Source organism: Deferrivibrio sp. (assembly GCF_055117995.1).
Genome location: NZ_JBSQOT010000019.1, coordinates 15,086 through 38,742 on the forward strand (window position 1 = coordinate 15,086; position 23,657 = coordinate 38,742).

Genomic DNA, 23,657 nt, shown 5'->3' on the forward strand with positions numbered 1-23,657 from the left:
TTATGTTATCAGCAAGAGACAGAATAAAACAACCTGAAGAGTTAAAGGAAATTTTAAACTCCATTAAAAAATCAGTGGTGTTTACCAACGGTTGCTTTGATATTCTCCATATAGGTCACTTAAGATACCTTGAGGAGGCAAAAAAACTCGGTGATATCCTGGTGGTCGGAGTAAATAGCGACTCGTCCGTAAAACGTCTTAAAGGGGACAAACGGCCAATCAACAGGCTATCTGAAAGGATGGAAATGCTTGCAGGACTCAAACCTGTGGATTATGTTACGTATTTCGATGAAGATACCCCTTACAATCTGATTAAATTTCTTGCTCCCGACATCCTGGTTAAAGGTGGTGACTGGAAAGCAAATGAAATTGTAGGCTCGGATATTGTTCTTGAAAAGGGGGGGAAGGTTTTATCTTTGAATTTTGAAGATAATTTTGCAACCACCAATACCATAGAGGAAATAATTAAAAGATACTGTAAATGAACATAATTTCCAATCTCTGGGGAGCATCCCTCGCCTATTTTCTAAGAGATAAGGTTGAAAGCGATAAAAATATATTTTTGGTCACAAAAGACCGTCAGCAGTATGAAAAAATCCTCACGGACTTAACTTTTTTTCTTGGAGAAGAAAAATTGCTGACATTCCCGGAATATACAATCGAACCTTTTGAAATGGTCAGAGTCCTTCCGGAGATTGTAAGTGAAAGAGGCAAAACACTTTATGAAATATCCAGTAAGACCGGCAAGATAATACTGTCAACTTTCTATAGTATTGTTAAGCTATTACCCCCAAAAAAAAGTTTTTTTGATTCTATTCTGGAATTTAGATTAGGCGATGAGCTAACAAGGGAGGAAATCGCTTATTACCTTGATGTTTTGGGTTATGTAAATGTCGAAGTAGTTACCAACAAAGGTGAATTTACTTTCAGAGGGGATGTTTTTGATATATTCCCCATAAATTTCACGGAACCGGTAAGAATAGAATTTTTTGACAATGAAATAGAGCATATTTATACTTACGATATTGAAACTTTTAAGCGACTAAATACCATTAACTGCCTTATGCTGCTGCCTTCAGCTGACCTTATTTGTGAACTGGACGAAATAGTTAATAAGATTCAGTATTTAACACTAAAAGAAAAATTTAGGACATTCGGGAAATTTGGCGGATATTTCTGGTATGCTACCCATATTTATGAAAAGATGGATTCAGTATTTGAATATTCCATGTCAGATAATTTATTGTTTTTCGCTTTTGCCGACATAGAAAATTATATAGATAGGTTTTATGATAACCTCATCGAAAAGCTTCATAATTTAGATGAAAAACTACTTAACAATTTTATTTCAAAGAGGGATATCCAGAAAATAGCAAGTCAAAACTTACAGATTCTTGTTGATTACAGTGACAAACCTTCAACAGTTGAGCGCTTTAAAAATACCTCCCTCAAACTTGGATACGAAAAAAACAATATCTATCAGTCTGCAGAAGATTTTATTAATTTTGTAAAAAAATACAAGGATTATAAAATCATAATCGCCATTGAAAATAAAAAGTTTGAAGAGATTCTCCTGAAATTTTTTGCTGACCACCACATTTTTCCTGTTTTGATTGAGTCTTTTGATAAAATTGAAAAACCCGGATGCTACTACGTAAAAAAAAGGTTTTCAGGTGGATTTATCGATGATGAAAATAAAATTTTCGTGGCCTGTGATTTTGAAATATTTGGTTTTTCCAAAAAAAGAAAAAAACAACAGAATAAAAAAGATGCTTTTAAAACAAACATAACCGATTTGCAGCCAGGTGATTTTGTTGTTCATATCGACTATGGAATAGGATTATACAAAGGGCTTGTACATAAAAATATAGGTGGTGTAGAAGGGGATTTTCTTGAACTTGAATATAGCGATTCAGAAATACTTTACGTCCCTATTGACAGTATCTCCCAAATACAAAAATATTTTGCTTCAACCGGTATTGCACCAAAACTGAACAGTCTTAAAAGTGCCAAATGGGCAAATCTCAAACAACAAGCAAGAAAAAGCGCAAGAAAAATTGCAATGGATCTTTTAAAACTATATGCAGAAAGAAAAGCAACCAAGGGGATAGTATATAAAGACGAAGACAATACATACTTAAATATTCTTGAAAATACTTTTGAATACGAGGAAACTGAAGACCAGCTCAGCGCCATATATGACGTATATTCCGACATGCAGTCTGAAAAGCCTATGGACAGGCTTATTTGCGGTGACGTTGGATTCGGGAAAACTGAAGTCGCTGTAAGAGCAGCTTGCAAAGCCGCTTCCAGCGGAAAGCAGGTCGCTTTAATATGCCCTACTACAATTCTTGCAAAGCAACACTTCGACACATTTACCTCCCGAATGAAAAACTTGCCCTTCAAGATAGATTATATCTCCAGATTCAGAACCTCAAAGGAGATAAAGGAAATTTTAGAAAACCTTTCTGAAGGGAAAATCGATATAATAATTGGAACGCACAGACTGCTTTCAAAAGATGTGATATTCAAAAACCTTGGATTGTTAATTATTGACGAAGAGCAGAGATTTGGAGTGTCCCACAAAGAAAAAATTACAAATATGAAGTCCAACATAGATGTTTTGGCAATGAGCGCAACACCAATACCCAGGACTTTGCAGATGTCTTTATCCGGCATAAGAGACATAAGTGTCATAGAAACACCCCCTGTAGACAGGCTGCCAGTAATAACAAAACTTGTAAAATCTGACGAAGAAATAAGGCAAGCAATAGAATATGAACTGAAAAGAGGCGGACAAGTTTTTTTCCTTGAAAACAATGTAACAAAGATAAACGAAACGGCCATGTGGCTGAAGAATCTTGTCCCTTTTGCAAAAATTGATATTGCTCATGGACAAATGAGCTCAAATATTGTGGAAAAATCACTGGAAAGATTTTATGAGGGATCAACAGATGTGCTTGTTTGTTCTACTATTATTGAAAATGGTATCGATGTGCCCAATGCAAACACAATTATAATTAAAAATGCTGAAAATTTTGGCCTTGCACAGCTTTATCAGCTAAAAGGGAGGGTAGGCAGGTCTGCAAAAAGGGGCTATTGCTACCTTTATATCAAAAACTTTAACAGTCTTTCCCAGATAGCCAAAAAAAGAATACAAATAATAGAGCAATTAAACGATCTTGGCAGCGGATTTAAAATATCTTCTTACGATTTGCAACTAAGGGGTGCAGGGGACCTATTTGGAGCCGAACAATCCGGATTTGTTGTAAATATTGGGTATGAATTATATTTGCAGCTTATTGAGGAGGCTGTCAATGAACTGAAAGGGATTAAGACAAATACTCAAAAGACCGAAATCCAATCGTCATATACTTACTTTATACCTGCTGAATACATAAGAGACCCAAAAGTAAGGATAAATTATTACAACCAAATTTCTGAAATTGACACATTTGAGAAATTAGCTTCAATCAGTGATGAGATATATGCAATTTACGGTAAAATACCTGAAACAGTTGAAAATCTTCTATATATCATGCTCCTTCGAAATATTGCCTCATATCTTAACATTGTAAAGGCTGTTATTCTACCTCGTAAAATTAAGCTTATCTTCAATGAAAATTCATCATTTATTGAACCAGCAATGTTTTTAAATGCAATAAATAGGTATGATATTAAAGGTCTATTCTCAGGAAACTTTGAATTTACAGTCAGAGCTGAGGAAAAAATAAAATTGTTTAATGATACCATTAAAGTGCTTGATTATTTGAAAGAAATGCTGAAAAATAACGAATTGTTGGCAAAATAAATAATCCAATATGTATTGTATTGGTGGCGGTAAAATTTTGATGAAAAGATTTTTTATATTTTTAGCGGCTGCTTTATTGTTTGGTTGCAACGGGCCGGATAAGGTAGATGATAGCGAAAAAAGTGGGCAGATATCTGAAAAAAATATTGTTTTAACAATAAATAATCAGTCATTTTTCAATGAAGATATAATTAACTATGCTTACTATATAATACAGGAAATGGATGATAACGAAACTGAAAACAAGGCAATAAAAGATAAGATTTTAAATGATTTTATCAATCATGTCCTTCTGTTAAAGGAAGCAGAAAAAGCCGGAGTAAAAGTTGACCGAAAAAAGGTCAAAAATGTACTGGAAAAATTTAACAAAGGTTTTCAAAATGAAAATATCAACATATTTAGCGGCAGAGTACAGCCCAATTTATCTCAAGTTGAAAAAGTCATTTATGAGAATATGGTAGTTCAAAAATATTTGAATAAAGTTATTGAAGAAAATTTAAAAATAAGTGAAGATGACCTGAAAAATTATTATGATAACTTATCTATTAATGAAGAACAAAAGACCCTTTACCTTGTATGGCATATTTTCACTACCGACAAACAAAAGGCAGATAAGGCCAGGGAGCTTTTAAGACAGCGAAATTCCTTTAAAAAAGTTGCTGAAGACTATTCCGAGGATTCTTATGCAGAAAAAGGTGGAGATATGGGTTATGTTGATATAGACGTTTTGCCTCAAGTATTTCAATATGTAAAAAAAATGCGTATAAGGCAGGTTAGCCCTGTAATAAAATCAGATTACGGCTACCACATATTCTCTCTAAGAGACATATCAAAGACAAGCTCCAGAGTTAACTTTGAGGAAGCTACTGGCGAAATTTATCCAAAGGTATACGAAATAAAACAAAAAGAATTAATAGAAACATTAATAAAGGAGCTAAGAGCAAATGCAGAAATTAAAATTATCAATTATCCTGACTTTACTTTTAAGTTTGACAATTCAAGCAAAGACAATTGACAAGATTCTTGTTATAGTCGGGGACAAAATAATCACTCAGTATGAAGTTGAGTCTTTTAATCCCAAAAAAGTAAAGGAGATATACTCTGTTAATGACGAAAAAAAACGAAGCGAACTTTTAAAAAAATATTATCAAAGCGTGCTTGATTTCCTTGTAAATCAATACACAATTGAGATTGCTGCCGAGAGGGAAGGGATAAAGGTAAGCGAAAATGAAGTTGATACGGCAATAAATCAAATACTTGAGAAAAACAATATTACTAAGGAGCAGTTAACTGAGCTCCTTGAAAAGGAAGACCTAACTTTTCAAAAATACAAATGGCAAATTAAAATGGACATTATTAATGCAAGGCTCAATTCAAGGGTAATTTTGCCCAAAATTGTAGTCTCAGAAGAGGATATAAGAAATTATATTGACAAAAACAAGGAAAGTCTTGAGCTTGATGATACCGTTGAGCTAAGAATGATTGTTACTGATAAAAAAAATAAGGAAAATATAGAAAAAGAAATAGAAAAACTTTCATTTCCTGATCTTGCAATCAAATACTCCAGCGATAAATCAGCCAAGTCAGGTGGATATATCGGCTCATTAAAGCTTGGGTTTCTACCTGATAACCTTAGAGAAAAACTAAAAGACAAAAAGAAGGGGGAAATTGTTGTTGTAGAAGAAGGGGACGTAATCAAATACTTTTATATTGAAAATTATAAAACAAAGTATGACATAGATGAAAAAATTAGGAGCGAAATAATTGATACCCTTAAAAAGGAACAGTACCAAAAAGTATATGAAAACTGGTTAGCCGAACATAAAAAAACAATCTTTGTAAAATATATGAACTAAGATGAGGCTGGACAAGTTTTTGAAAATCTCCTTCCTGCTAAAGAGAAGGACAGTTGCCAATGAGGCTGCTGAAGAAGGATTTATTTTTGTAAATGGCAAAAAAGCCAAACCGTCATACAACGTAAAGATTGGCGATATTATAGAGCTAAATATGTGGAATTTTTATAAAAAAGTAAAAGTACTCGAAGTACCTGAAAAAGGGAATATTCCCAAAAAGGAGCTCAAAAATTACATTGAAATTCTTGAGTACAAACCAAAAGATGTAAGTGATATCTTGTAAGCCATCATAACGGCTTTTTTATGGGCATCAAGGTAATTTATTCTTGATTTTTTGCACATTTTAAACATATTATTCGCTGAAAAATATTAGTAAGGAGGAGATAAAATGCCACTTTATGAGTACAGATGTACAAAGTGTGATAACCTCTTTCAACTTATGGAAAAGCTATCTGATTCAAGTGAAATCAGAAAATGTCCCAAGTGCGGGCAAGATGCAAAAAAGATAATCTCCCTGTCAAGTTTTCACCTAAAAGGGGGAGGCTGGTATGTAACCGACTACAAGGGGAAATCAAACGGTAACAGTGCAAACAAAGAAACTTCCTGCTCATCAGCATCACCTGATTCCCCTAAATGCAATAGCTGTCCTGCAAGCGAAAATAAATAAAGGGGGAAGGCCCCCTTTTCTCATCTTCTTTTCAAAAACTCCAGTAATTCAAAAAGTGAAAAACATTGGGTTCTAAAAAGTTTTTTTACCGCAAATCTAAAGAAGAGCGCCGTGATCTCTGCATCATAAAGCGCTCTGTGTCTTTTAAACCCTGTCACTGATTTAAACCTGTACCTTTCTGTTATTGCATCAAGACTATGTCCTGAAGCAAGCGGAAACAATTTTCTTGACAGGCTCAATGTATCCACAAAAATCTCAAACGGATTATCTACCAGATAGTCTTTCAGTGAATGCCTCAAAAAAGCGATATCTTTTGATGCGTTATGTGCCACAAGGACACAACCTCTTGCAAAATCTATAAAATCATATATTGCAACGCATTCATCACAACCTTTTAACAGCTCGTCTTCACTTATTCCATGTACATCAAATGAACTCTTGCTTGCAATTGCATTGGTTTTTATAAGTCTATGAAATTTACTTTTAGATATTCTGAAATTAGCCTTTATTTTTACCGCACCAATTTCAATAATTCTATCCCCAAGCTCTGGATTTATCCCCGTGGTTTCAAAGTCAAATACCACATAATCTATCGCATTAAGAGGCTTATCAAGAAGAGTAATGGACTCTTCAGACAAATTTCTAATCATACTTGCTCTTTAGTATTCTAAAGGCTGCCATTGCAGCGCCAAATCCATTGTCAATATTTGTCACAACAATACCGGATGCACAACTTGTAAGCATTGCAAAAAGAGGGGTAAATCCGTTTAGTGCCGTACCATAACCTACAGATGTAGGCACCGCAATAATAGGCAAAGAAACCATCCCCCCGATAACGGAAGGGAGTGCTCCTTCCATCCCTGCAATAGCAATTATAACATCTGACTCTTCAAGCTTTTCTTTGTGACTAAAAAGTCTATGCAACCCCGCAACACCGATATCCGGGTATATTTTGTTTTCAACGCCCAGTGTATTTAAAGTTTCGCTTGACTCGTAAGCAACTTTTAAATCAGAAGTCCCTGCTGTAACAATACTTACAAGTCCTTTTACTTTCTTTGGTGTATATACTTTTCTCATCATTGAAGCATGTTCCAGAAATTCGCAATCAGAGAATTTGGACTTCAGATAATCTATCTTTTCAACATCAAGGCCCGTGCATAAAAAATTTATCCCTTTTTCAATATACCTTTTTGCAATCTCCTCAATTTGGTATTTAGTTTTATGTCTGCCGTAAATTACCTCTTCAAAACCCTGTCTTAAATTTCTGAGCGTATCAAGAAAATACTCTTCACCTTTTACTTCATGTGCTTTAAGGACATCCAACGCCTGTTCGGCGCTAAGCGTCCCGGATTCAACTTTCTTTAAAATTTCTATAATTTCCTTATTGCTTACCATTTTTAAGTCCTTGACAGATAACATATATTTCAAATGAATTTTTTCGTGTAGCATCAGGGCGAAGTATTTTTACACTGGAAAAAACCTCTTTTAATTCTTTAACAAATTCGTCTCTATCTTCTCCATCAAAAAGTTTAAATAAAAAGTTTCCATTTAATTTCAATACCCTTTTCGCAAAATTGCAAATTATTCTAACAAGCTCAAGACTGTTTGAATGGTCAACAATTCTCTGCCCCGTAGTATTGGGAGCTGCGTCAGATACAACCGTGTCAAATTTATCAGCAATACCCAATACTCCATCAAGTGTTTCAGGTTTTGTCAAATCACCTTTTATAAAGGTTACATTTTTTCCTCTCACATTTTTTATATCAAGAATATCAACTCCAATAACTTTACCATTTTCACTAACTATTTCTGAAAGCACCTGAAGCCACCCACCCGGAGCGCATCCGGCATCAAGAACAACATCCCCTTTTTTTATAAGCCTGTACTTGTCATTAATCTCTTTAAGTTTATAGGCAGCCCTCGAACTGTAGCCTTCCTGTTTGGCCTTCTTGTAATAACCGTCCTTTCTCTTATACATAATTTCCCTTTGCTTTTAATAAGGAACAACCTCGTAGTGTTCCAGATGATAAGTTTCGTTTGATTTTATCTCAATAGAAATATTGTATATAAGCTCTATATCATCAATACTCTCTTTTTCATAACTTAAAATCATATCTACGATATCAGGATGCGCTTCAACCAGAATACTCTTTTTTATAAAAAATGGCGCAATCCTTCTAAGTTCCCTCATAATATCATAGCATATTGTTATTTTTGATTTTACCACCCCTCGCCCTTCACAATAAGGGCAGGACTCGGTAAGGATTTTTGTAAGGCTTTCCTGTACCCTTTTTCTCGTAATCTCATAAAGACCAAGAGGGGAAATATTTACAACGGATGCCTTCGCTCTGTCGTTTGCAAGTTCATCCTCGAGCGTTTTTAGTACCTTTTCCTTATGTTCATCCTTTTCCATATCTATAAAATCAACTATTATTATTCCCCCAATATTTCTTAACCTTAACTGCCAGGCAATCTCTTTGGCAGCTTCAATATTGGTTTTTAAGATAGTTTCCTCAAAATTTCTTTTACCAACATACTTCCCTGTGTTAACATCAATAACTGTAAGTGCTTCAGCCTGATCAATAACAATATAACCACCCGATTTAAGCCATACCCTCCTGTCGGTAAGTCTATTTAACTCTATCTCAATATTATAGTAATCAAATATTGGCAACTCCCCTTCGTAAAGCTCAATTTTGAGATTGGCATTTGGCAAAAACTCCCGGACAAATTCTTTAATTTTTAAATATTCGCTCTTATTATCAACTATTATTTTTTTCACGTCATCATTGGTGTAATCCCTGAGTGTCCTGTATATCAGGTCGAGGTCCTCATAAAGAAGAGCAGGAGCGCCAGATTTCTTACTTAGCTCATTTGTTTTATTCCAGAGCCTCAAAAGATAATCAAGATCAGCCTTTAAATCATCAATATTTGAGCCTTCGCACACGGTTCTTGCGATTAGGCCTATCCCTTCAGGTTTTATTTCTGTCAGTATATTTTTTAATCTTTCCCTTTCAGCTTCATTTTCTATTTTTCTCGAAACCCCTATATGATCATATGTTGGCATAAGAACCAGATGTCTGCCGGGTATTGTTAGATGAGTAGTAATCCTTGCACCTTTTTGACCTATAGGCTCTTTTGCAATCTGTACTGTAATTTCCTGCCCCTCTCTAATCAAATCTTCAATTGGAACATATATGTTTTCATCTTTGCCCTGTTTGACTTCCGTCTCATCCATTACATCAGCAACTCTGTCTTCAAGGAGTGAAAATAGCTCCGCATCCTCAACATACACATCTGCAACATGCAGAAAACATGCTTTAGAAAGCCCCACATCCACAAATGCAGACTGCATCCCCGGCAATACTTTTACCACTTTGCCTTTGTATATATTGCCTACAATACCTTTATTTCTTGCTCTTTCCACATATATTTCCGAAACACTGCCGCCATCTAAAATGGCTACCCTTACTTCGTTAACCGTTGAATTTATAATTATATCTTTTGGCACCTTCTATCCTTTCAATTTTATAATAATTTCTTTGGCAATCTGCTTCAAAGTTTCAAAAACGCCCACACCTTTTATTGCAATTGCCTCAAAAGATTTCACACCCCTAAAGTTAAGTGCTTCCTCAAGCTCCTTTACCGGTACAATATCAGGCAAATCCCTCTTATTATACTGCAACACAAGTGGTATTGTATCGAGGTCATAACCATGTTCTTTCAGGTTGTCCCTTAAATTGTCAAAACTATCCAAATTTGCATCCATTCTGTCCATTTGGGAGTCTGCCACAAACACTACCCCGTCAGCTCCCTTTAAAATAAGCTTTCTGCTGGCATCATAAAATACCTGCCCTGGTACGGTATAAAGATGAAATCTCACCTTAAACCCTTTTATTTCACCCAATTTAAGGGGCATAAAGTCAAAAAAAAGTGTCCTGTCCGTTTCAGTGGCAAGAGATATCATCTTCCCTTTCAAATTAGGGTCTGTTTTGTCGTAAATATACTGTAAATTGGCAGTTTTGCCACAAAGTCCAGGCCCATAATATACTATTTTGCAGTTAATCTCCCTTGTGGAATAATTTATAAAAGACACTATTCCCCCCCTATATTGAAAAGGTTATCTATATCATCTTCCGTTATATCAGAGAAAATATTCTCTCTGTTATTTTCTTGAGAGCTTTTTTCCAGATCCCTCAGCAACTTCTCAAATACCTTCAATGATTTTTTTACCCTGAGTCTTATAAGGCCAAGAGAGGTAGTTTCATCAAATATTACCACGAGAATAAGTTTACCTGCCACAAGGCTAATATGTACGTGTTCATTTTCACCTTCATGAAAGAGTATCGAAAATTCCTTTTCACCGAGCAGGTTCGCAAGCCCTCCCGTAGCGGCCACATTACCAGCCACAAGGGCACCGATAGAAGTTTTGTCATAATTCTCAGTATTTTTACTTGACCCTATCAACTGACCATTTTTATCGATGAGAAAAGTAGCCTTGGCATTGGATTCAACTTTGAGCCTGTTAAGTTCCACTTCAAATTTCTCAAGGATTTTTTCATCAGAAAGCCAAAAAAGATTGTCCATCTAATCTCCGTTTTATATTAACGTCAACCATTCATATAATATCACAATATCTATGCAGTTCAAACTAAAAATTAGCCTTTATCAGGAAACTAAATCATTGCCCTCCTATTTTCAAGAGATTTTAATATCGTAACTTCATCTGCATATTCAAGATGGCTACCAATAGGTATTCCGCTTGCAATCCTTGTAATAAGAAGATTGTTTATATGTGATAATTTCTTTCTGATATAAATTGCAGTAGTCTCCCCTTCGATATCCGGATTGGTTGCAAGTATTACCTCATTTACAGCCTCTTTTTCCACCCTTTCAATCAGCTCTTTTATCCTCAGTTTATCAGGCCCGATATCATCAAGCGGCGCAATTTTCCCTCCAAGGACGTGATATAACCCTTCAAACCTCCCGGTCGACTCAATCACAAATACATCTTTAGGTTCTTCCACTACGCAGATTATATCTTTTTTCCTGTGAGCATCGCCACAGATGCCACAGACGTCATCCTCAGAAACTCCATAGCATCTTTTGCAAATTTTCGTATTCTTTTTCAGATTAAGAAGACTTGACGCAAGTCTTTCAATGTCAGGCAATTCCTTATTTAGCAAAAAAAGAGCAAGCCGCATGGCTGTTTTTTTGCCGATACCAGGCAGTTTGCTCAGTTCAAAAACACAGTCTTCAAAGGGTTTTATTTTAAACATTAATTACATAATTCCAGGAAAATTAAGTCCCAAACCGCCGGTCACGCTTGCCATTTTCTCCTGTAGCATCTCCTGAGATTTCTTTATCCCCTCATTAACTGCCGCAACTATCAAGTCTTGAAGCATTTCAATATCATCAGGGTCAACAACGTTCTTTTCAATTGTAATACCAACAAGCTCCTGCTTGCCATTTACCTTCACAGTAACCATTCCACCACCGGCACTCGCTTCTACCACTTCTTTTGCGGCTTCAGCCTGCATCTCTTCCATCTTTTTTTGCATTTTTTGCGCTTGTTTCATAAGCTGCTGAATATTCATATTACACCTCTTATTTATTAAATTTAACTTAAAAATGCTAATTTAGTGGATTTTTAGGTTTTTTCAACAGTTTGATATCTTCAATTACACAATCAAACTCCATTTTGAACATTTTTACCACTTCATCATTTTCGGCTTCCTGCCTAAGCTTTCTCTGCTGGAATGTCTCAGCCTCATAAATCTTTTCAATCAGAGCTTTTTTTTTACTGCCGTTTTCCATTACAATTTCAAAATCCTTAAACTGAGCATCATATTTTAAAAGCATCTCTTTTGCTATGTTAAAATTTTCCCTTTTAGTTGTAAAATCGTAGTGGAATTTCTTATCTTCACTAAAACCGACTGTTAACTTGCCATTTACAAATGATGAAAAAAATCCATGGCTTAGGTTTGCTGCAAGACCAGGCTTAATTTCGGCAAGTTTTTTCAGGAAACTATTCCATTTATCTTCTACCCCTTCTTCTTTTGACTCTGGCTGTGAAACATTCTTAACAGCGGAAGGTTTTTTAATCTGTACATTGTCCTTTACAATACCTGCATTTGATACCGGCAAAATTTCAGATATTTTACATGCTTTATACATACCAAATTCAAATATATATCCCGGAAAAGCAAAGTTTTTTATGTCGCTGAGCGTTTTCTGAACTATTTGAAACAAAACAAATAGTTTCTGTTCGGTTACCTTTGGTAGCAAAGCTGAATAAAATCTTTTTTCATCATCGGTAAGGCTGTTTTCAAACTTCCCACCTTTTGAAAGAGCAAAAAGCAAGGTTCTTATAATCTCAATCAACGTTTTTAAAACGAATTGAAAATTTACCCCCTTACTGTCAATCTCTGCAATGATCTCATAGACCTTATCAGGGTTCTCTTCTATTACATTCTCAAAAAGGGACTCTATGAGCTTTCTGTCAGACATCCCAAGAAGAAAAAGTGTATCCTTGTAAGTAATTTTATTCCCACCAAAGGCCACTATCTGATCAATTAATGACAAGGCATCCCGCATACAACCTTCAGAGTTTCTAATTACGATGTTAATCGCATCTTTTTCGTATACTATCCCTTCTTTTTCCAGTATGGTCTGCAAATATTGGTACATAAAGTCGTGAGGTATCTTTTTAAAATCAAACTTCTGGCATCTTGATAAAATTGTGGCAGGAACCTTATGGGCGTCGGTTGTGGCAAGAATAAATATCACAAATGAGGGAGGCTCTTCCAGCGTCTTCAAAAGTGCATTAAATGCTGCATCTGTAAGCATATGCACTTCATCGATTATATAAACCTTATATTTGCATTTAACAGAAACAAATTTCACATTTTCCCTGAGCTGCCTTATCTCATCAATACCTCTGTTTGATGCTCCATCTATTTCAACAACATCCATAGAAGTCCCATTTGTAATCTCCTTGCAATTGTCACACTCATTGCAAGGGTTAAGACCATTTGGGTTAAGGCAATTGACAGCTTTTGACAGTATCCTTGCAAGGCTCGTTTTGCCCACCCCTCTTGGACCTGTAAAAAGATATGAGTGAGCAACCTTGCCAAGCTCAATGGCATTTTTTAGAGTATCTACTACAAAATCCTGATAAACTACTTCGTCAAAATTCTGAGGTCTGTACTTTCTTGAAAGAGGTAAATATGCCATCAAGTTTCTCCGCAATTTGTTTCAGATAAAATAATATAATAATTTAACCTTTAAATCAACCGGCAATAAATATCCATTTTTACAGTGATGTTTAAATAAAAAGCCGGGCATTTGCCCGGCTGCTATGTTACTTATTTTTCTTTATAACATACACAATTGCACTTGCAACACCAATAGATGAGTATGTACCTACTACAATACCCACAAGAAGGGCGAAAGAAAATCCGTTAATTACTTCACCGCCAAAAATATAAAGCGCCATAACAGCAAGCAAAGTCGTGCCTGAAGTCAAAATAGTCCTGCTTAAAGTTTCGTTTATACTTTTATTCATTATGTCAAAAAGAGATAATTTGCCAGCACTATTTTTTATTCTCTCTCTTATTCTGTCAAATACAACTATAGTGTCATTCAGAGAATAACCCACAATCGTAAGAACAGCTGCTACAATCGGTAGCGTAATCTCTTTTCCAAGAAGACTAAACACACCAAGTGTAATTATTACGTCATGAAACAACGCAAGTATTGCCCCCACAGAAAAGATAAACTCAAACCTCAATGAAACATAAATAAGAATCCCTATAAGGGAATATATTATCGCCATCAAAGCCTTGTTTTTGAGTTGTCCTCCTACCTGAGGCCCAACCTGCTCAACCCTTTCAATTTCGATTTTTTGTCCCTGAGATACTTCAGCTATCTTTGACTTAATCATATTGGCAACTGCCCTTAAGTCTTGTTCTGATTTTTCAACACGAATAAGGATATCATTTGGCTCTCCAAATGTCTGTATAACCATTTCACCGATATTCATCCCCTTAAAGGCATCTCTTAGTTTATCAAGGTCAGGAGTTTTTTCAAACTTTACCTGAACAACTGTACCACCTGCAAAATCTATCCCATAGTTAAAGCCTTTGGTAAAAATAAGAAAAAGGCTTAGAGTGACAAGGACACTTGATACTATAAAAAATAACCTGGATTTGCCTAAAAAATCTATTTTAGTGTCAGATTTAATTATTTCTACCATATCCCTTCCCCTTTAAATACTTAACTTCTTGACATCTTTGCTGCCAAAGAAAGTTATAAAAATAGTCCTTGTCACAAAGATTGCAGTAAACATTGAAGACAGTATACCTATGGAAAGGGTAACAGCAAACCCTTTAATAGGGCCAGTTCCAAACTGGAAAAGTACCAGAGCTGCTATCAGAGTCGTAATATTGGCATCCAGAATCGTAGACATCGCCTTTTCATAACCCGCCTCAATTGCATTAAGAGGTGTCCTGCCAAGCCTAAGTTCTTCACGTATCCTTTCAAAGATAAGTACGTTTGCATCAACAGACATCCCTATTGTCAATATGATACCAGCTATACCAGGCAGTGTAAGGGTAGCTCCAAACAGGCTCATTACACCAAGAATGAGAACAAAATTCAAAAGAAGAGCAATATTTGCAATAATCCCGGAAGCTCTATAATAAAAAAGGATAAACAATACTACCGCGATAAATCCAATTGCAGCAGCTTTTATACCTTTGGATATAGAGTCAAAGCCAAGTGACGGGCCTACAGTCCTGTTTTCAAGTACCACCACAGGTGCAGGCAGACTACCAGCTCTTAAAACTATCGCCAGGTCCTTTGCCTCTTCCATAGTAAAGTTACCAGAAATCTGCGCTTCGCCACCACTAATCCTTTCTCTGATTACCGGTGCCGAATACACATTGTTATCAAGCACAATAGCAAGCCTCTTGTTGACATTCTCTGCAGTAATCTGATCAAAGAGCTTTGTACCGGCAGAGTCAAACTTTATCAGTACATAAGGCTCGTTGAATTGAGAAGATATTCTTACTTCTGCATCGGTAAGATATTCCCCTGTCAGCACCGCCTCACGCTTAAGGACATATGGTACTTCCTGCTTGAGCTTCCCTGTAGCTTTGTCATATTCCTTTGAATAAAGAAGGATGTCATCAAAAGGGATATTTCCATTTACAGCATCCTGTGGATTCACATTTTCATCCACAAGATGAAACCTGAGCTGTGCAGTCTTCCCAATAAGGTCGATTGCCCTTTCAGGGTCTGTAATACCTGGCAATTGTACCAATATTTCAGTATTACCCTGTCTTTGAATAACAGGCTCGCTCACTCCAAACTGGTCGATCCTGTTTCTTATAACCTGTACAGCTTGTTCTACCGCATAATCTTTTATCTTACCTACCTCTTTATTATCAAGAGAGAATATCAATATTTCCTGATCATTGCTAAGCGATGAATCCACAAGATAAGGATAATTTTTTGAAATCAAATCCCTTGCTTTATCTGTCATTGATGTGTCTGAAAAACCTATTTTAACCTTTCCATCGTTTGTTTTCTGGACAAAGCTGTATTTAATATCGTTATTTTTCAGTTCTTTTTTTATCTGTGTGACAAGCGTTTCAAGCTTACCATCCACAGCCTTTTCAGTTTCCACACCAAGAACAACATGCATTCCACCCTGCAAATCAAGTCCAAGCTTTATCTTTTCTTTCAGGGGGAACATCATCACAAGGGCAGCAATAACTATTACGGCTATTGTAGCCCAACGAAATTTATACTTCATAGTCTTACTTTTCCTCCTTGACCTCAGTTGTTCCGGTTAGTTTTGAGCCAATCGCATTTTTTGTCACTTTTACTTTTACTCCGCTTGCAATTTCTACCAGAAATGAATTTTGATCAATTACCCTGTCAATTTTACCAAAAATCCCGCTGGCAAGAACAACTTCGTCCCCGGCCTTGAGAGATTCGATCATTTGCTGCATCTGTTTCTGCCTTTTTTGTTGCGGCCTAATAAGTAAAAAGTAAAAAATTACAATGATCAAAATCAAAGGCAAAAAAGCTCCTATAGGGTTTTGACCTCCAGTTGATCCTGCTGCATAAGCGATACTTTCAAACATTATCTCCTCCTATTTTCATTTTTTCTAATTTTTCTTTTTTAAACTCTGCAAAATATCCACCCTTTATAGCACTTCTTGAATCTTTTACAAGAGAAATATAAAAGTTCAGGTTGTGGATAGAATTTAGTCTCAACGCCAGTAGCTCCTGGGATTTGTACAAATGCCTCAAATAACCTCTCGAGAAATTTTTACATGTATAACAGTTGCAGTCTTTGTCAATAGGGTCGTCTGAATATGTATAGTCCGTCCTTTTTATATGAAGTCTTCCATAATTTGTAAAAAGCAAACCGTTACGGGCATTTCTTGTAGGCATCACACAGTCAAACATATCTATACCGTGAGAAATCCCGTGAAGTAAATCTTCAGGCGTACCTACACCCATAAGATACCTTGGCTTATCTTCAGGTATGAAATCTGTGGTAAAGTCCGTAATTTCATACATCAGCTCATTCTCTTCACCTACACTAAGTCCACCAATAGCATAGCCTTCAAAATCAAGACTTACTATCTGTTCGGCACTAATCTTTCTGAGATTTTTGTATGCGCCACCCTGAATAATTCCAAAAAGAGCCTGTTCACTATTTGTTCTCGCATCTTTTGATCTTTTTGCCCATCTATACGTCAATTCAATAGACTTTCTCACATAAGATTCTTCACAAGGATATGGAACACACTCATCAAATGCCATCATTATATCTGAGCCAAGCTTTGTCTGAATCCTTATGGAATCTTCCGGGCTGATAAAAAGTTTGCGACCATCAAGGTGTGATCTGAAATATACTCCATCTTCAGTTATTTTATTCATCTCTGCAAGGCTGAAAACCTGAAATCCACCGCTATCTGTCAATATATTTCTCTGCCAGGAAATAAACTTATGAAGACCGCCAAAATGCTCCACCACATCTTCACCAGGTCTTAAGTGAAGGTGGTAGGTATTTCCAAGTATTATTTCAGCCCCAATCTCATATAGGTCGTGGGGTGAAATAGCTTTTACTGAGCCAACTGTTCCAACAGGCATAAATATTGGAGTATGTATCTTACCGTGGCCTGTCTCAATCAAACCAGCTCTTGCCTTTGTAAGATTATCTTTGCATTCAAGTTCAAATCTAAACATAACACCCCTTTAATCTATAAACATTGCATCGCCATAGCTGAAGAAACGATACTTTTGCTTTACGGCATATTCATACGCTTTCATAACATTTTCATAACCTGCAAATGCACTCACTAACATAAGAAGAGTTGATTTTGGAAGGTGGAAATTGGTTATCAACTTGTCTACAATCTTAAACTTGTATCCAGGCCTAATAAAAATATCTGTTTCAAAGCTTCCATATTTATGTATAAACCCATCGATATCTGCTATAGACTCAAGTGCCCTTACAGTTGTGGTACCAACTGCAATGAGCCTTTTTCCTTTACTTTTCAACAAATTTATTTTTTCCATCGCATCCTTTGTGACAGTAAATTTTTCGCAATGCATCTTATGCTCTTCAATATAGTCACACTTTACTGGTTTAAATGTACCTATGCCGACGTTCAGAGTAATTTCCACCAAATCTACCCCTTTATCTTGAAGTTTCTTCAGCAAATCATCAGTAAAGTGCAATCCTGCAGTGGGGGCTGCAACAGATGTACCTTCTTTTGAATATACCGTCTGATATCTGGTGGCATCAAACTGACTGTCTTCTCTTTTAATATATGGAGGAAGAGGAATATGCCCAAATTTATCCATCAGCTCATATGCATCATCTTCAAATTTCAAAATCCTTAACTCACCAGACATATCAATAACTTCAACTTTATTATCCCCAATTGATATAACATCTCCAGGTCTAACCTTACCTTTTACCATCGCCTTAAAAGCATTTTCACCCAAATCTTCCACCAACAATACTTCAATTTTTCCGCCGGTACTTTTTTTCCCATACATCCTTGCTTTTATCACTTTCGTATTATTGACCACAATAAAATCATCTTCAGATAAAAGGTTTAAAACATCTTTAAAAACAAGGTCACTTACCGACCCGCTCTCTCTTTCAAGGTGTAAAAGTCTGGACTCGTCCCGTTTTTCATGGGGAAACTGTGCAATCAAACATTCGGGTAGTAAAAAATCAAATTTGTCTACAGGAGTTTTATGCATTTAAATCAACTTTGACTTGATAAACTCTTTTACCTTCTCAGTGTTGTTATCAATCTCAAAAACCCTTTTTGGAAGATTTTTAATCTTTCTAATATTTTCCGGCTCTTCAGGGTATTTTCCGATTGCCTTGTATATCGCATCGTAAAATTTTGCCGGATGAGCAGTGGAAAGGCAGATATTTACACCTTTTAGATTCAGCTTATATACTGCATTCACACCGCAGGCTGTATGCGGGTCAAGTATATAATCATACTTTTCATAAAAGTCCCTGATAATTTCAAGGGTCTCCTCATTGGTGGTAGAATATGAGGCAAATTCAGCCTGTACCTTTTTGATTTCTTCTTCAGTAAATTTTATCCTTTTATACTGCTTAAGCTCATCCATCTTTTGAACAACAGTTTCAGGTTTACCATAAAGATAATATAGGTACCTCTCAAAATTGCTTGCAATTTGTATATCCATTGACGGACTGTAAGTTTGTCTTACATCCTTGATACTGTAATCCCCTTCATTTATAAATCTTGTAAGAATATTGTTTTCATTTGTAGCAAGAACAAGTTTATTTATTGGCAAACCCATTTTTTTGGCAAAATAGCCGGCAAAAATATTTCCGAAGTTCCCGGTAGGAACAACCACATTTACTTCATCCCCTTTTGCGGCTCTGAAATAACAATAAAAATAATACACAATCTGAGCAAGAATCCTTGCCCAATTGATAGAGTTAACAGCGCCAAGACTATGCCTCTTTTTAAAGTCAACATCGGCAAATATTTCCTTGACTATCGACTGACAATCATCAAATGTGCCATCCACTGCGAGATTGAATACATTTTTATCCGACACTGTTGTCATCTGCAATTCCTGGACAGGGCTAACCTTTCCTTTTGGGTGAAGAATAAAGATATTTATATTCTTTTTCCCTCTGACTCCGTAAATTGCTGCACTGCCGGTATCTCCGCTTGTGGCTCCGATTATATTGAGATATTCACCTGATTCATTAAGAATATACTCAAAAAGATTGCCTAAAAACTGTAAGGCAATATCCTTAAAAGCATAAGTAGGTCCGTGAAAAATTTCAGCTATATAGATATCCCCTTTTTTCACAACCGGGATAATTTCATCCGACTCAAATGTAGAATAGCTTTTTTCAATTATACCTTTAAGGGTATCACCATCAATATCATCTGTAAATTTTGAGATTATTTCAAAAGCAAGTTCCTTGTAATTAAGGGCGGAAAGCCTGATAAGGTCGCTGCTTGAAAAGTAAGGAATTTCCTCGGGGATTAAAAGACCTCCATCTTCAGCAAGTCCCATCATAACAGCTTCTTTAAATTTTATCCCCTTTACCTTGCCTCTTGTACTCTTATAAAACATATACTTCTCCCTCAAATTACAGTAAAGTCCGGTGCTCCTTAAGGAGCACCAGGATATTATACCATTTCGATATCAGCAAAAAAGTATCTTGTTTCCTGCGCTGCTGTTTCAGGTGCATCAGAGCCGTGAACAGCGTTATTGTCAATATTGGCACCAAATTCTTTTCTTAAAGTACCTTCCTCTGCATTTGCAGGATTTGTGGCACCCATAAGTTTTCTCCAGTCAAGGATTGCATTATCTTTTTCAAGAATCATAACCACACAAGGCCCGCTACTCATAAAATTTGTAAGATCATTAAAAAATGGCTTTTCTTTGTGCACAGCGTAAAAGCCCTCAGCCATTTTTTTTGTCATGTGGATTTTTTTCATAGCCACAATTTTAAAACCATTACTTTCAATGCGATCAATAATTTTTCCGGTGTACCCTTTTGCTACTGCATCTGGTTTAATAATAGCAAATGTTTTTTCCATTTAGCTTACCTCCGTTATTTATCAAAAGCGTATCCTTAGCATTATTTTATAATCATTGCAAGAAAAGTTATATCCTGAGCCGATTTATTCTCAATTGAGTGAGATTCCCCCTTGCTCGTTATCAACATATCCCCTGGTTTCAAAATATCTTCATTACCATTGTCGTTCACCACACCAGTTCCATCGAGCATAAAATATATCTCCATATCATCTTCATGTTTGTGGTAACCGATAAGAGAGTCAGGTCTAAGATTAACCACAGAAAACATTTTTATTTGCCCTGAAAATTGGCTTAAAACTTCATATCCCATATTTATGAGACTACCTCTGCCTCCTCTTGGATTTTCAACCTCTTTTACATTGATACTGTCACCTCTGACTATCATAAAGCCTCCTGAAACCGATTTTTAACCTGAAATTTGATATTATTAGTTACACCCCAAAAAAGTCAACATTATTTGCACAAAATTAAAGATTTGTCAGACAAAAAAGGACAAAGGTTAAATTATATTTGACTACAAAGTTTAATTTTGCTAAAAAAAGTAAAACTTCTGAGGTGTGCGTGCCATGATATGGAATGAAGAATTTGAAACATTGCCAAGGGAGGCACTTGAGGCTTTACAGCTTAAGCGACTTCAAAATCTACTGGAAAGAGTATATGCAAATGTCCCTTTTTACAGACATGCCTTTGACAAAAAAGGGATTAAACCTGAAGACATAAAATCTCTGAAAGATTTACACAAGCTCCCATTCACCTACAAACAGGACATGAGAGACAACTACCCTTACGGTCTTTTTGCTGTCCCAAGAGAGCAGGTCGTCAGGATACATGCATCAAGCGGCACAACGGGCAAGCCAACCGTTGTAGGTTACACCAGAAGAGATGTCGCTACCTGGGCCGAGCTTATGGCAAGGACATTTACCGCCGCAGGGGTAAAAAAAGGGGATGTTTTGCAAAATGCTTATGGGTATGGACTTTTCACCGGTGGGCTTGGGGCTCACTATGGAGCAGAGCTAATTGGTGCTTCTGTTATTCCTATTTCAGGAGGTAACTCAGCTAAGCAGGTGATGATTCTAAAAGACTTTGGTACTACAGCAATATCTTGTACCCCTTCATACGCTTTAAATCTTTACGAAGTTGCTTTGGAAGAAGGGATAAACTTAAAAGATTTGCCAGTGAGAGTGGGTGTTTTTGGAGCAGAGCCATGGACAAATGCAATGAGGAAAGAGATTGAGGAAAAATGGGGCATAGATGCAATAGATATATACGGACTTAGCGAAGTAATGGGCCCCGGAGTATCTTTCGAATGTGTTGAGGCTAAAAATGGTATGCACATAAATGAAGATCATTTTATTGCTGAGATAATTGATCCCGAAACTGAAGAACCTCTTGAGTACGGTCAGGTAGGGGAACTTGTTTTTACAACCATAACAAAAGAGGCTATACCGCTAATAAGATACAGGACAAGGGATATCACGAGACTGATAAAAGAGCCTTGTAAATGTGGAAGAACTTTTGTCAGAATGGAAAAGGTTACAGGTAGAAGTGATGATATGCTGATAATAAGAGGGGTCAATGTGTTCCCATCTCAAATTGAATCAATACTTGTAGAACGAAAAGGTGTGCAGCCCCACTACCAGCTTGTTGTTGACAGGGTAGGCAACCTTGATACTCTGGAAGTTCAGGTTGAAGTCGGTGAAGATTTATTCTCAGACGAAATAAAAGTACTCCAGAATATTGAAAAAAGTATTGAAAAGGATATAAAGGATATCATAGGTGTTTCTGCCAAAGTCAAACTTGTAGAGCCCAAAACGATTCAAAGAAGCGAAGGAAAAGCAAAAAGGGTTATCGACAAGAGGGTCTTGAAATAGTTTTTTAGGAGGATGACTATGAAAATACTACAGATTTCTGTATTTATCGAAAACCAATCAGGAAGGCTTTACGAAGTAACAAACCTCCTGGGGGAAAACAACATTAATATAAGGGCACTTTCACTGGCTGACACTTCAGACTTCGGTATATTAAGGCTTATTGTCAACGACCCTCAAAAAGCACACACTCTACTTAAGGAAAATGGCTTTACGGTGGGCAGAACAGAAGTCATTGCCGTAGAAGTTCCGGACAAACCGGGGGGACTTGCAAGCGTTTTGAAGGTATTGAATGAAAATAACATAAATGTTGAATATATGTACGCATTTGTAGAAATGAGCGGAGACTGCGCAGTAATGATTTTCAGATTTGATGAAACGGACAAAGCCTTGGAAGTATTATCAAAAAATAACATAGTCACCATAGAAGGTGCAAAAATTTACGGGATATAACTATGAAAAAATTAATAATTCTTCTCATTCTCGGCCTTTATACATCAGCATTTGCCGAAATCAAACTCGGTGCGCTTTTTGCAGTTACCGGTCCTGCATCATTTTTGGGGCTTCCCGAACAGCAAACCCTTGAAATGCTTGTGGAGGAAGTTAATGCAAAAGGCGGGATAAACGGCGAAAAGATAAAGTTAATCGTCTACGACACAAAAGGGGATGATCAGGAAGCAAGAAAAAAATTTTTAAGGCTTGTCAAAAAAGATAAGGTGGCAGCAGTCATTGGGCCTACAAGAAGTGGAGCGGCATTGGCGATAAAAGACTTGGCCATATCAGAAAAAATACCTGTTTTAAGCTGTGCGGCAAGCATACGAATAGTAGAACCTATGTCAAAATATATGTTTAAGGTAGCACCATCAGACACACATGCCGTTGAAAAAATTTACGAATTTCTCAAAGAAAAAAGTAAAGGCAAAATTGCTATAATTTCTGCCCAAAACGGTTTTGGTGACTCTGGAAAGGCTGCACTCGAGCAACTTGCCGGAATGTACAACATTGAGATAGTTGCCAATGAAAAGTTCCGTGACACAGATAAAGACATGACATCACAACTTAGCAAAATAGCTTCAAACAACCCAGATGCAACTATTGTTTGGGGGGTTGGGCCAGCCCCTGCAATTGTGGCAAAAAATTTCAGGCAGCTAAATATGAAAGGGATGCTTATCATGAGTCATGGAGTAGCCTCAAAGAAATTTATAGAGCTTGCAGGCGATGCTGCTGAAGGGATAATCCTGCCGGCTGGAAGGCTTCTTATTGCAGACAAACTTCCTGAAAATGACAAATTCAAATCACTTTTGATGGATTATAAA

General features: G+C 36.5%; 26 protein-coding genes. 9 read left to right on the forward strand and 17 right to left on the reverse strand.

Going from position 1 to position 23,657, the window contains the following annotated elements; translation table 11 throughout:
- Nucleotides 1-2: 2 nt before the first annotated feature.
- The 6 genes from rfaE2 to ACTCAF_RS06610 all read left to right on the forward strand — a co-directional run bounded on the left by rfaE2 (nucleotide 3) and on the right by ACTCAF_RS06610 (nucleotide 6,331).
- Nucleotides 3-485 (forward strand): D-glycero-beta-D-manno-heptose 1-phosphate adenylyltransferase, encoded by a 483-nt coding sequence (rfaE2, locus tag ACTCAF_RS06585; protein WP_463062502.1) that lies wholly within the window; start codon nucleotides 3-5, stop codon nucleotides 483-485.
- The gene (gene mfd, locus ACTCAF_RS06590; protein ID WP_463062503.1) at nucleotides 482-3,811 is read left to right on the forward strand and encodes a transcription-repair coupling factor; all 3,330 of its coding nucleotides are present in this window, start codon (nucleotides 482-484) and stop codon (nucleotides 3,809-3,811) included. The genes rfaE2 and mfd overlap by 4 nt, the downstream gene beginning before the upstream one ends.
- 10 nt (nucleotides 3,812-3,821) lie before the next feature.
- Nucleotides 3,822-4,826 carry a peptidylprolyl isomerase gene (locus ACTCAF_RS06595; RefSeq protein ID WP_463062504.1) on the forward strand — a complete coding sequence of 335 codons (1,005 nt, stop codon included), beginning with the start codon at nucleotides 3,822-3,824 and terminating at the stop codon, nucleotides 4,824-4,826.
- Nucleotides 4,756-5,667, forward strand: coding sequence for a SurA N-terminal domain-containing protein (locus tag ACTCAF_RS06600; RefSeq protein ID WP_463062505.1), 912 nt, complete (start codon nucleotides 4,756-4,758; stop codon nucleotides 5,665-5,667). The genes ACTCAF_RS06595 and ACTCAF_RS06600 overlap by 71 nt, the downstream gene beginning before the upstream one ends.
- Nucleotide 5,668: 1 nt before the next feature.
- On the forward strand, nucleotides 5,669-5,947 hold the full coding sequence (locus ACTCAF_RS06605) for an RNA-binding S4 domain-containing protein (protein ID WP_463062506.1): 279 nt from the start codon (nucleotides 5,669-5,671) through the stop codon (nucleotides 5,945-5,947).
- 105 nt (nucleotides 5,948-6,052) lie between these two features.
- Nucleotides 6,053-6,331: an FmdB family zinc ribbon protein gene (locus ACTCAF_RS06610; RefSeq protein WP_463062507.1), complete on the forward strand. Its 279-nt coding sequence runs from the start codon at nucleotides 6,053-6,055 to the stop codon at nucleotides 6,329-6,331.
- Nucleotides 6,332-6,351: 20 nt separating this feature from the next.
- On the opposite strand, the gene ACTCAF_RS06615 is transcribed toward ACTCAF_RS06610, so the two are convergent.
- The 17 genes from ACTCAF_RS06615 to ACTCAF_RS06695 form a co-directional block, all read right to left on the reverse strand.
- A complete protein-coding gene (locus tag ACTCAF_RS06615; RefSeq protein WP_463062508.1) occupies nucleotides 6,352-6,981 on the reverse strand; it encodes a 3'-5' exonuclease in 630 nt (209 codons plus the stop codon).
- Complete coding sequence (gene larB, locus ACTCAF_RS06620) at nucleotides 6,974-7,726, reverse strand: nickel pincer cofactor biosynthesis protein LarB (protein WP_463062509.1); 753 nt, start codon at nucleotides 7,724-7,726, stop codon at nucleotides 6,974-6,976. The genes ACTCAF_RS06615 and larB overlap by 8 nt, the downstream gene beginning before the upstream one ends.
- On the reverse strand, nucleotides 7,713-8,309 hold the full coding sequence (locus ACTCAF_RS06625; protein ID WP_463062510.1) for an RlmE family RNA methyltransferase: 597 nt from the start codon (nucleotides 8,307-8,309) through the stop codon (nucleotides 7,713-7,715). Before ACTCAF_RS06625 ends, larB begins: the two co-directional genes overlap by 14 nt.
- Before the next feature lie 15 nt (nucleotides 8,310-8,324).
- Nucleotides 8,325-9,842 carry an Rne/Rng family ribonuclease gene (locus tag ACTCAF_RS06630; protein WP_463062511.1) on the reverse strand — a complete coding sequence of 506 codons (1,518 nt, stop codon included), beginning with the start codon at nucleotides 9,840-9,842 and terminating at the stop codon, nucleotides 8,325-8,327.
- Between the two features lie 3 nt (nucleotides 9,843-9,845).
- Nucleotides 9,846-10,427, reverse strand: a complete 582-nt coding sequence (locus tag ACTCAF_RS06635; RefSeq protein ID WP_463062512.1) for a GTP-binding protein — start codon at nucleotides 10,425-10,427, stop codon at nucleotides 9,846-9,848.
- Complete coding sequence (locus ACTCAF_RS06640) at nucleotides 10,427-10,918, reverse strand: roadblock/LC7 domain-containing protein (RefSeq protein WP_463062513.1); 492 nt, start codon at nucleotides 10,916-10,918, stop codon at nucleotides 10,427-10,429. The genes ACTCAF_RS06635 and ACTCAF_RS06640 overlap by 1 nt, the downstream gene beginning before the upstream one ends.
- An 89-nt stretch (nucleotides 10,919-11,007) precedes the next feature.
- A complete protein-coding gene (recR, locus tag ACTCAF_RS06645) occupies nucleotides 11,008-11,610 on the reverse strand; it encodes a recombination mediator RecR (RefSeq protein WP_463062514.1) in 603 nt (200 codons plus the stop codon).
- 3 nt (nucleotides 11,611-11,613) lie between these two features.
- Nucleotides 11,614-11,928: a YbaB/EbfC family nucleoid-associated protein gene (locus tag ACTCAF_RS06650; RefSeq protein ID WP_463062515.1), complete on the reverse strand. Its 315-nt coding sequence runs from the start codon at nucleotides 11,926-11,928 to the stop codon at nucleotides 11,614-11,616.
- Nucleotides 11,929-11,965: 37 nt separating this feature from the next.
- A complete protein-coding gene (gene dnaX / locus ACTCAF_RS06655) occupies nucleotides 11,966-13,567 on the reverse strand; it encodes a DNA polymerase III subunit gamma/tau (protein ID WP_463062516.1) in 1,602 nt (533 codons plus the stop codon).
- A gap of 127 nt (nucleotides 13,568-13,694) precedes the next feature.
- Nucleotides 13,695-14,588: a protein translocase subunit SecF gene (gene secF / locus ACTCAF_RS06660; protein WP_463062517.1), complete on the reverse strand. Its 894-nt coding sequence runs from the start codon at nucleotides 14,586-14,588 to the stop codon at nucleotides 13,695-13,697.
- A 12-nt stretch (nucleotides 14,589-14,600) separates the two neighbouring features.
- The gene (gene secD, locus ACTCAF_RS06665; RefSeq protein WP_463062518.1) at nucleotides 14,601-16,151 is read right to left on the reverse strand and encodes a protein translocase subunit SecD; all 1,551 of its coding nucleotides are present in this window, start codon (nucleotides 16,149-16,151) and stop codon (nucleotides 14,601-14,603) included.
- Nucleotides 16,152-16,155: 4 nt separating this feature from the next.
- Nucleotides 16,156-16,485, reverse strand: coding sequence for a preprotein translocase subunit YajC (gene yajC, locus ACTCAF_RS06670; RefSeq protein ID WP_463062519.1), 330 nt, complete (start codon nucleotides 16,483-16,485; stop codon nucleotides 16,156-16,158).
- Nucleotides 16,478-17,599 (reverse strand): tRNA guanosine(34) transglycosylase Tgt, encoded by a 1,122-nt coding sequence (tgt, locus tag ACTCAF_RS06675; protein WP_463062520.1) that lies wholly within the window; start codon nucleotides 17,597-17,599, stop codon nucleotides 16,478-16,480. Before tgt ends, yajC begins: the two co-directional genes overlap by 8 nt.
- A 9-nt stretch (nucleotides 17,600-17,608) precedes the next feature.
- On the reverse strand, nucleotides 17,609-18,628 hold the full coding sequence (queA, locus tag ACTCAF_RS06680; protein WP_463062521.1) for a tRNA preQ1(34) S-adenosylmethionine ribosyltransferase-isomerase QueA: 1,020 nt from the start codon (nucleotides 18,626-18,628) through the stop codon (nucleotides 17,609-17,611).
- Entirely contained in the window at nucleotides 18,629-20,002 is a 1,374-nt protein-coding gene (thrC, locus tag ACTCAF_RS06685; RefSeq protein ID WP_463062522.1) for a threonine synthase, read from the reverse strand.
- Nucleotides 20,003-20,058: 56 nt separating this feature from the next.
- The gene (ndk, locus tag ACTCAF_RS06690; RefSeq protein ID WP_463062523.1) at nucleotides 20,059-20,472 is read right to left on the reverse strand and encodes a nucleoside-diphosphate kinase; all 414 of its coding nucleotides are present in this window, start codon (nucleotides 20,470-20,472) and stop codon (nucleotides 20,059-20,061) included.
- Nucleotides 20,473-20,513: 41 nt separating this feature from the next.
- On the reverse strand, nucleotides 20,514-20,858 hold the full coding sequence (locus ACTCAF_RS06695) for a cupin domain-containing protein (protein ID WP_463062524.1): 345 nt from the start codon (nucleotides 20,856-20,858) through the stop codon (nucleotides 20,514-20,516).
- 181 nt (nucleotides 20,859-21,039) lie between these two features.
- Between ACTCAF_RS06695 and ACTCAF_RS06700 the strand changes: the two genes are divergently transcribed.
- From ACTCAF_RS06700 to ACTCAF_RS06710, 3 genes are all read left to right on the forward strand, one after another.
- Nucleotides 21,040-22,344 carry a phenylacetate--CoA ligase family protein gene (locus tag ACTCAF_RS06700; RefSeq protein WP_463062525.1) on the forward strand — a complete coding sequence of 435 codons (1,305 nt, stop codon included), beginning with the start codon at nucleotides 21,040-21,042 and terminating at the stop codon, nucleotides 22,342-22,344.
- Between the two features lie 18 nt (nucleotides 22,345-22,362).
- Nucleotides 22,363-22,794, forward strand: coding sequence for an ACT domain-containing protein (locus ACTCAF_RS06705; RefSeq protein ID WP_463062526.1), 432 nt, complete (start codon nucleotides 22,363-22,365; stop codon nucleotides 22,792-22,794).
- A gap of 2 nt (nucleotides 22,795-22,796) precedes the next feature.
- Nucleotides 22,797-23,657, forward strand: an 861-nt coding sequence (locus ACTCAF_RS06710) for an ABC transporter substrate-binding protein (protein ID WP_463062527.1), incomplete at its 3' end; no start/stop codon positions are given.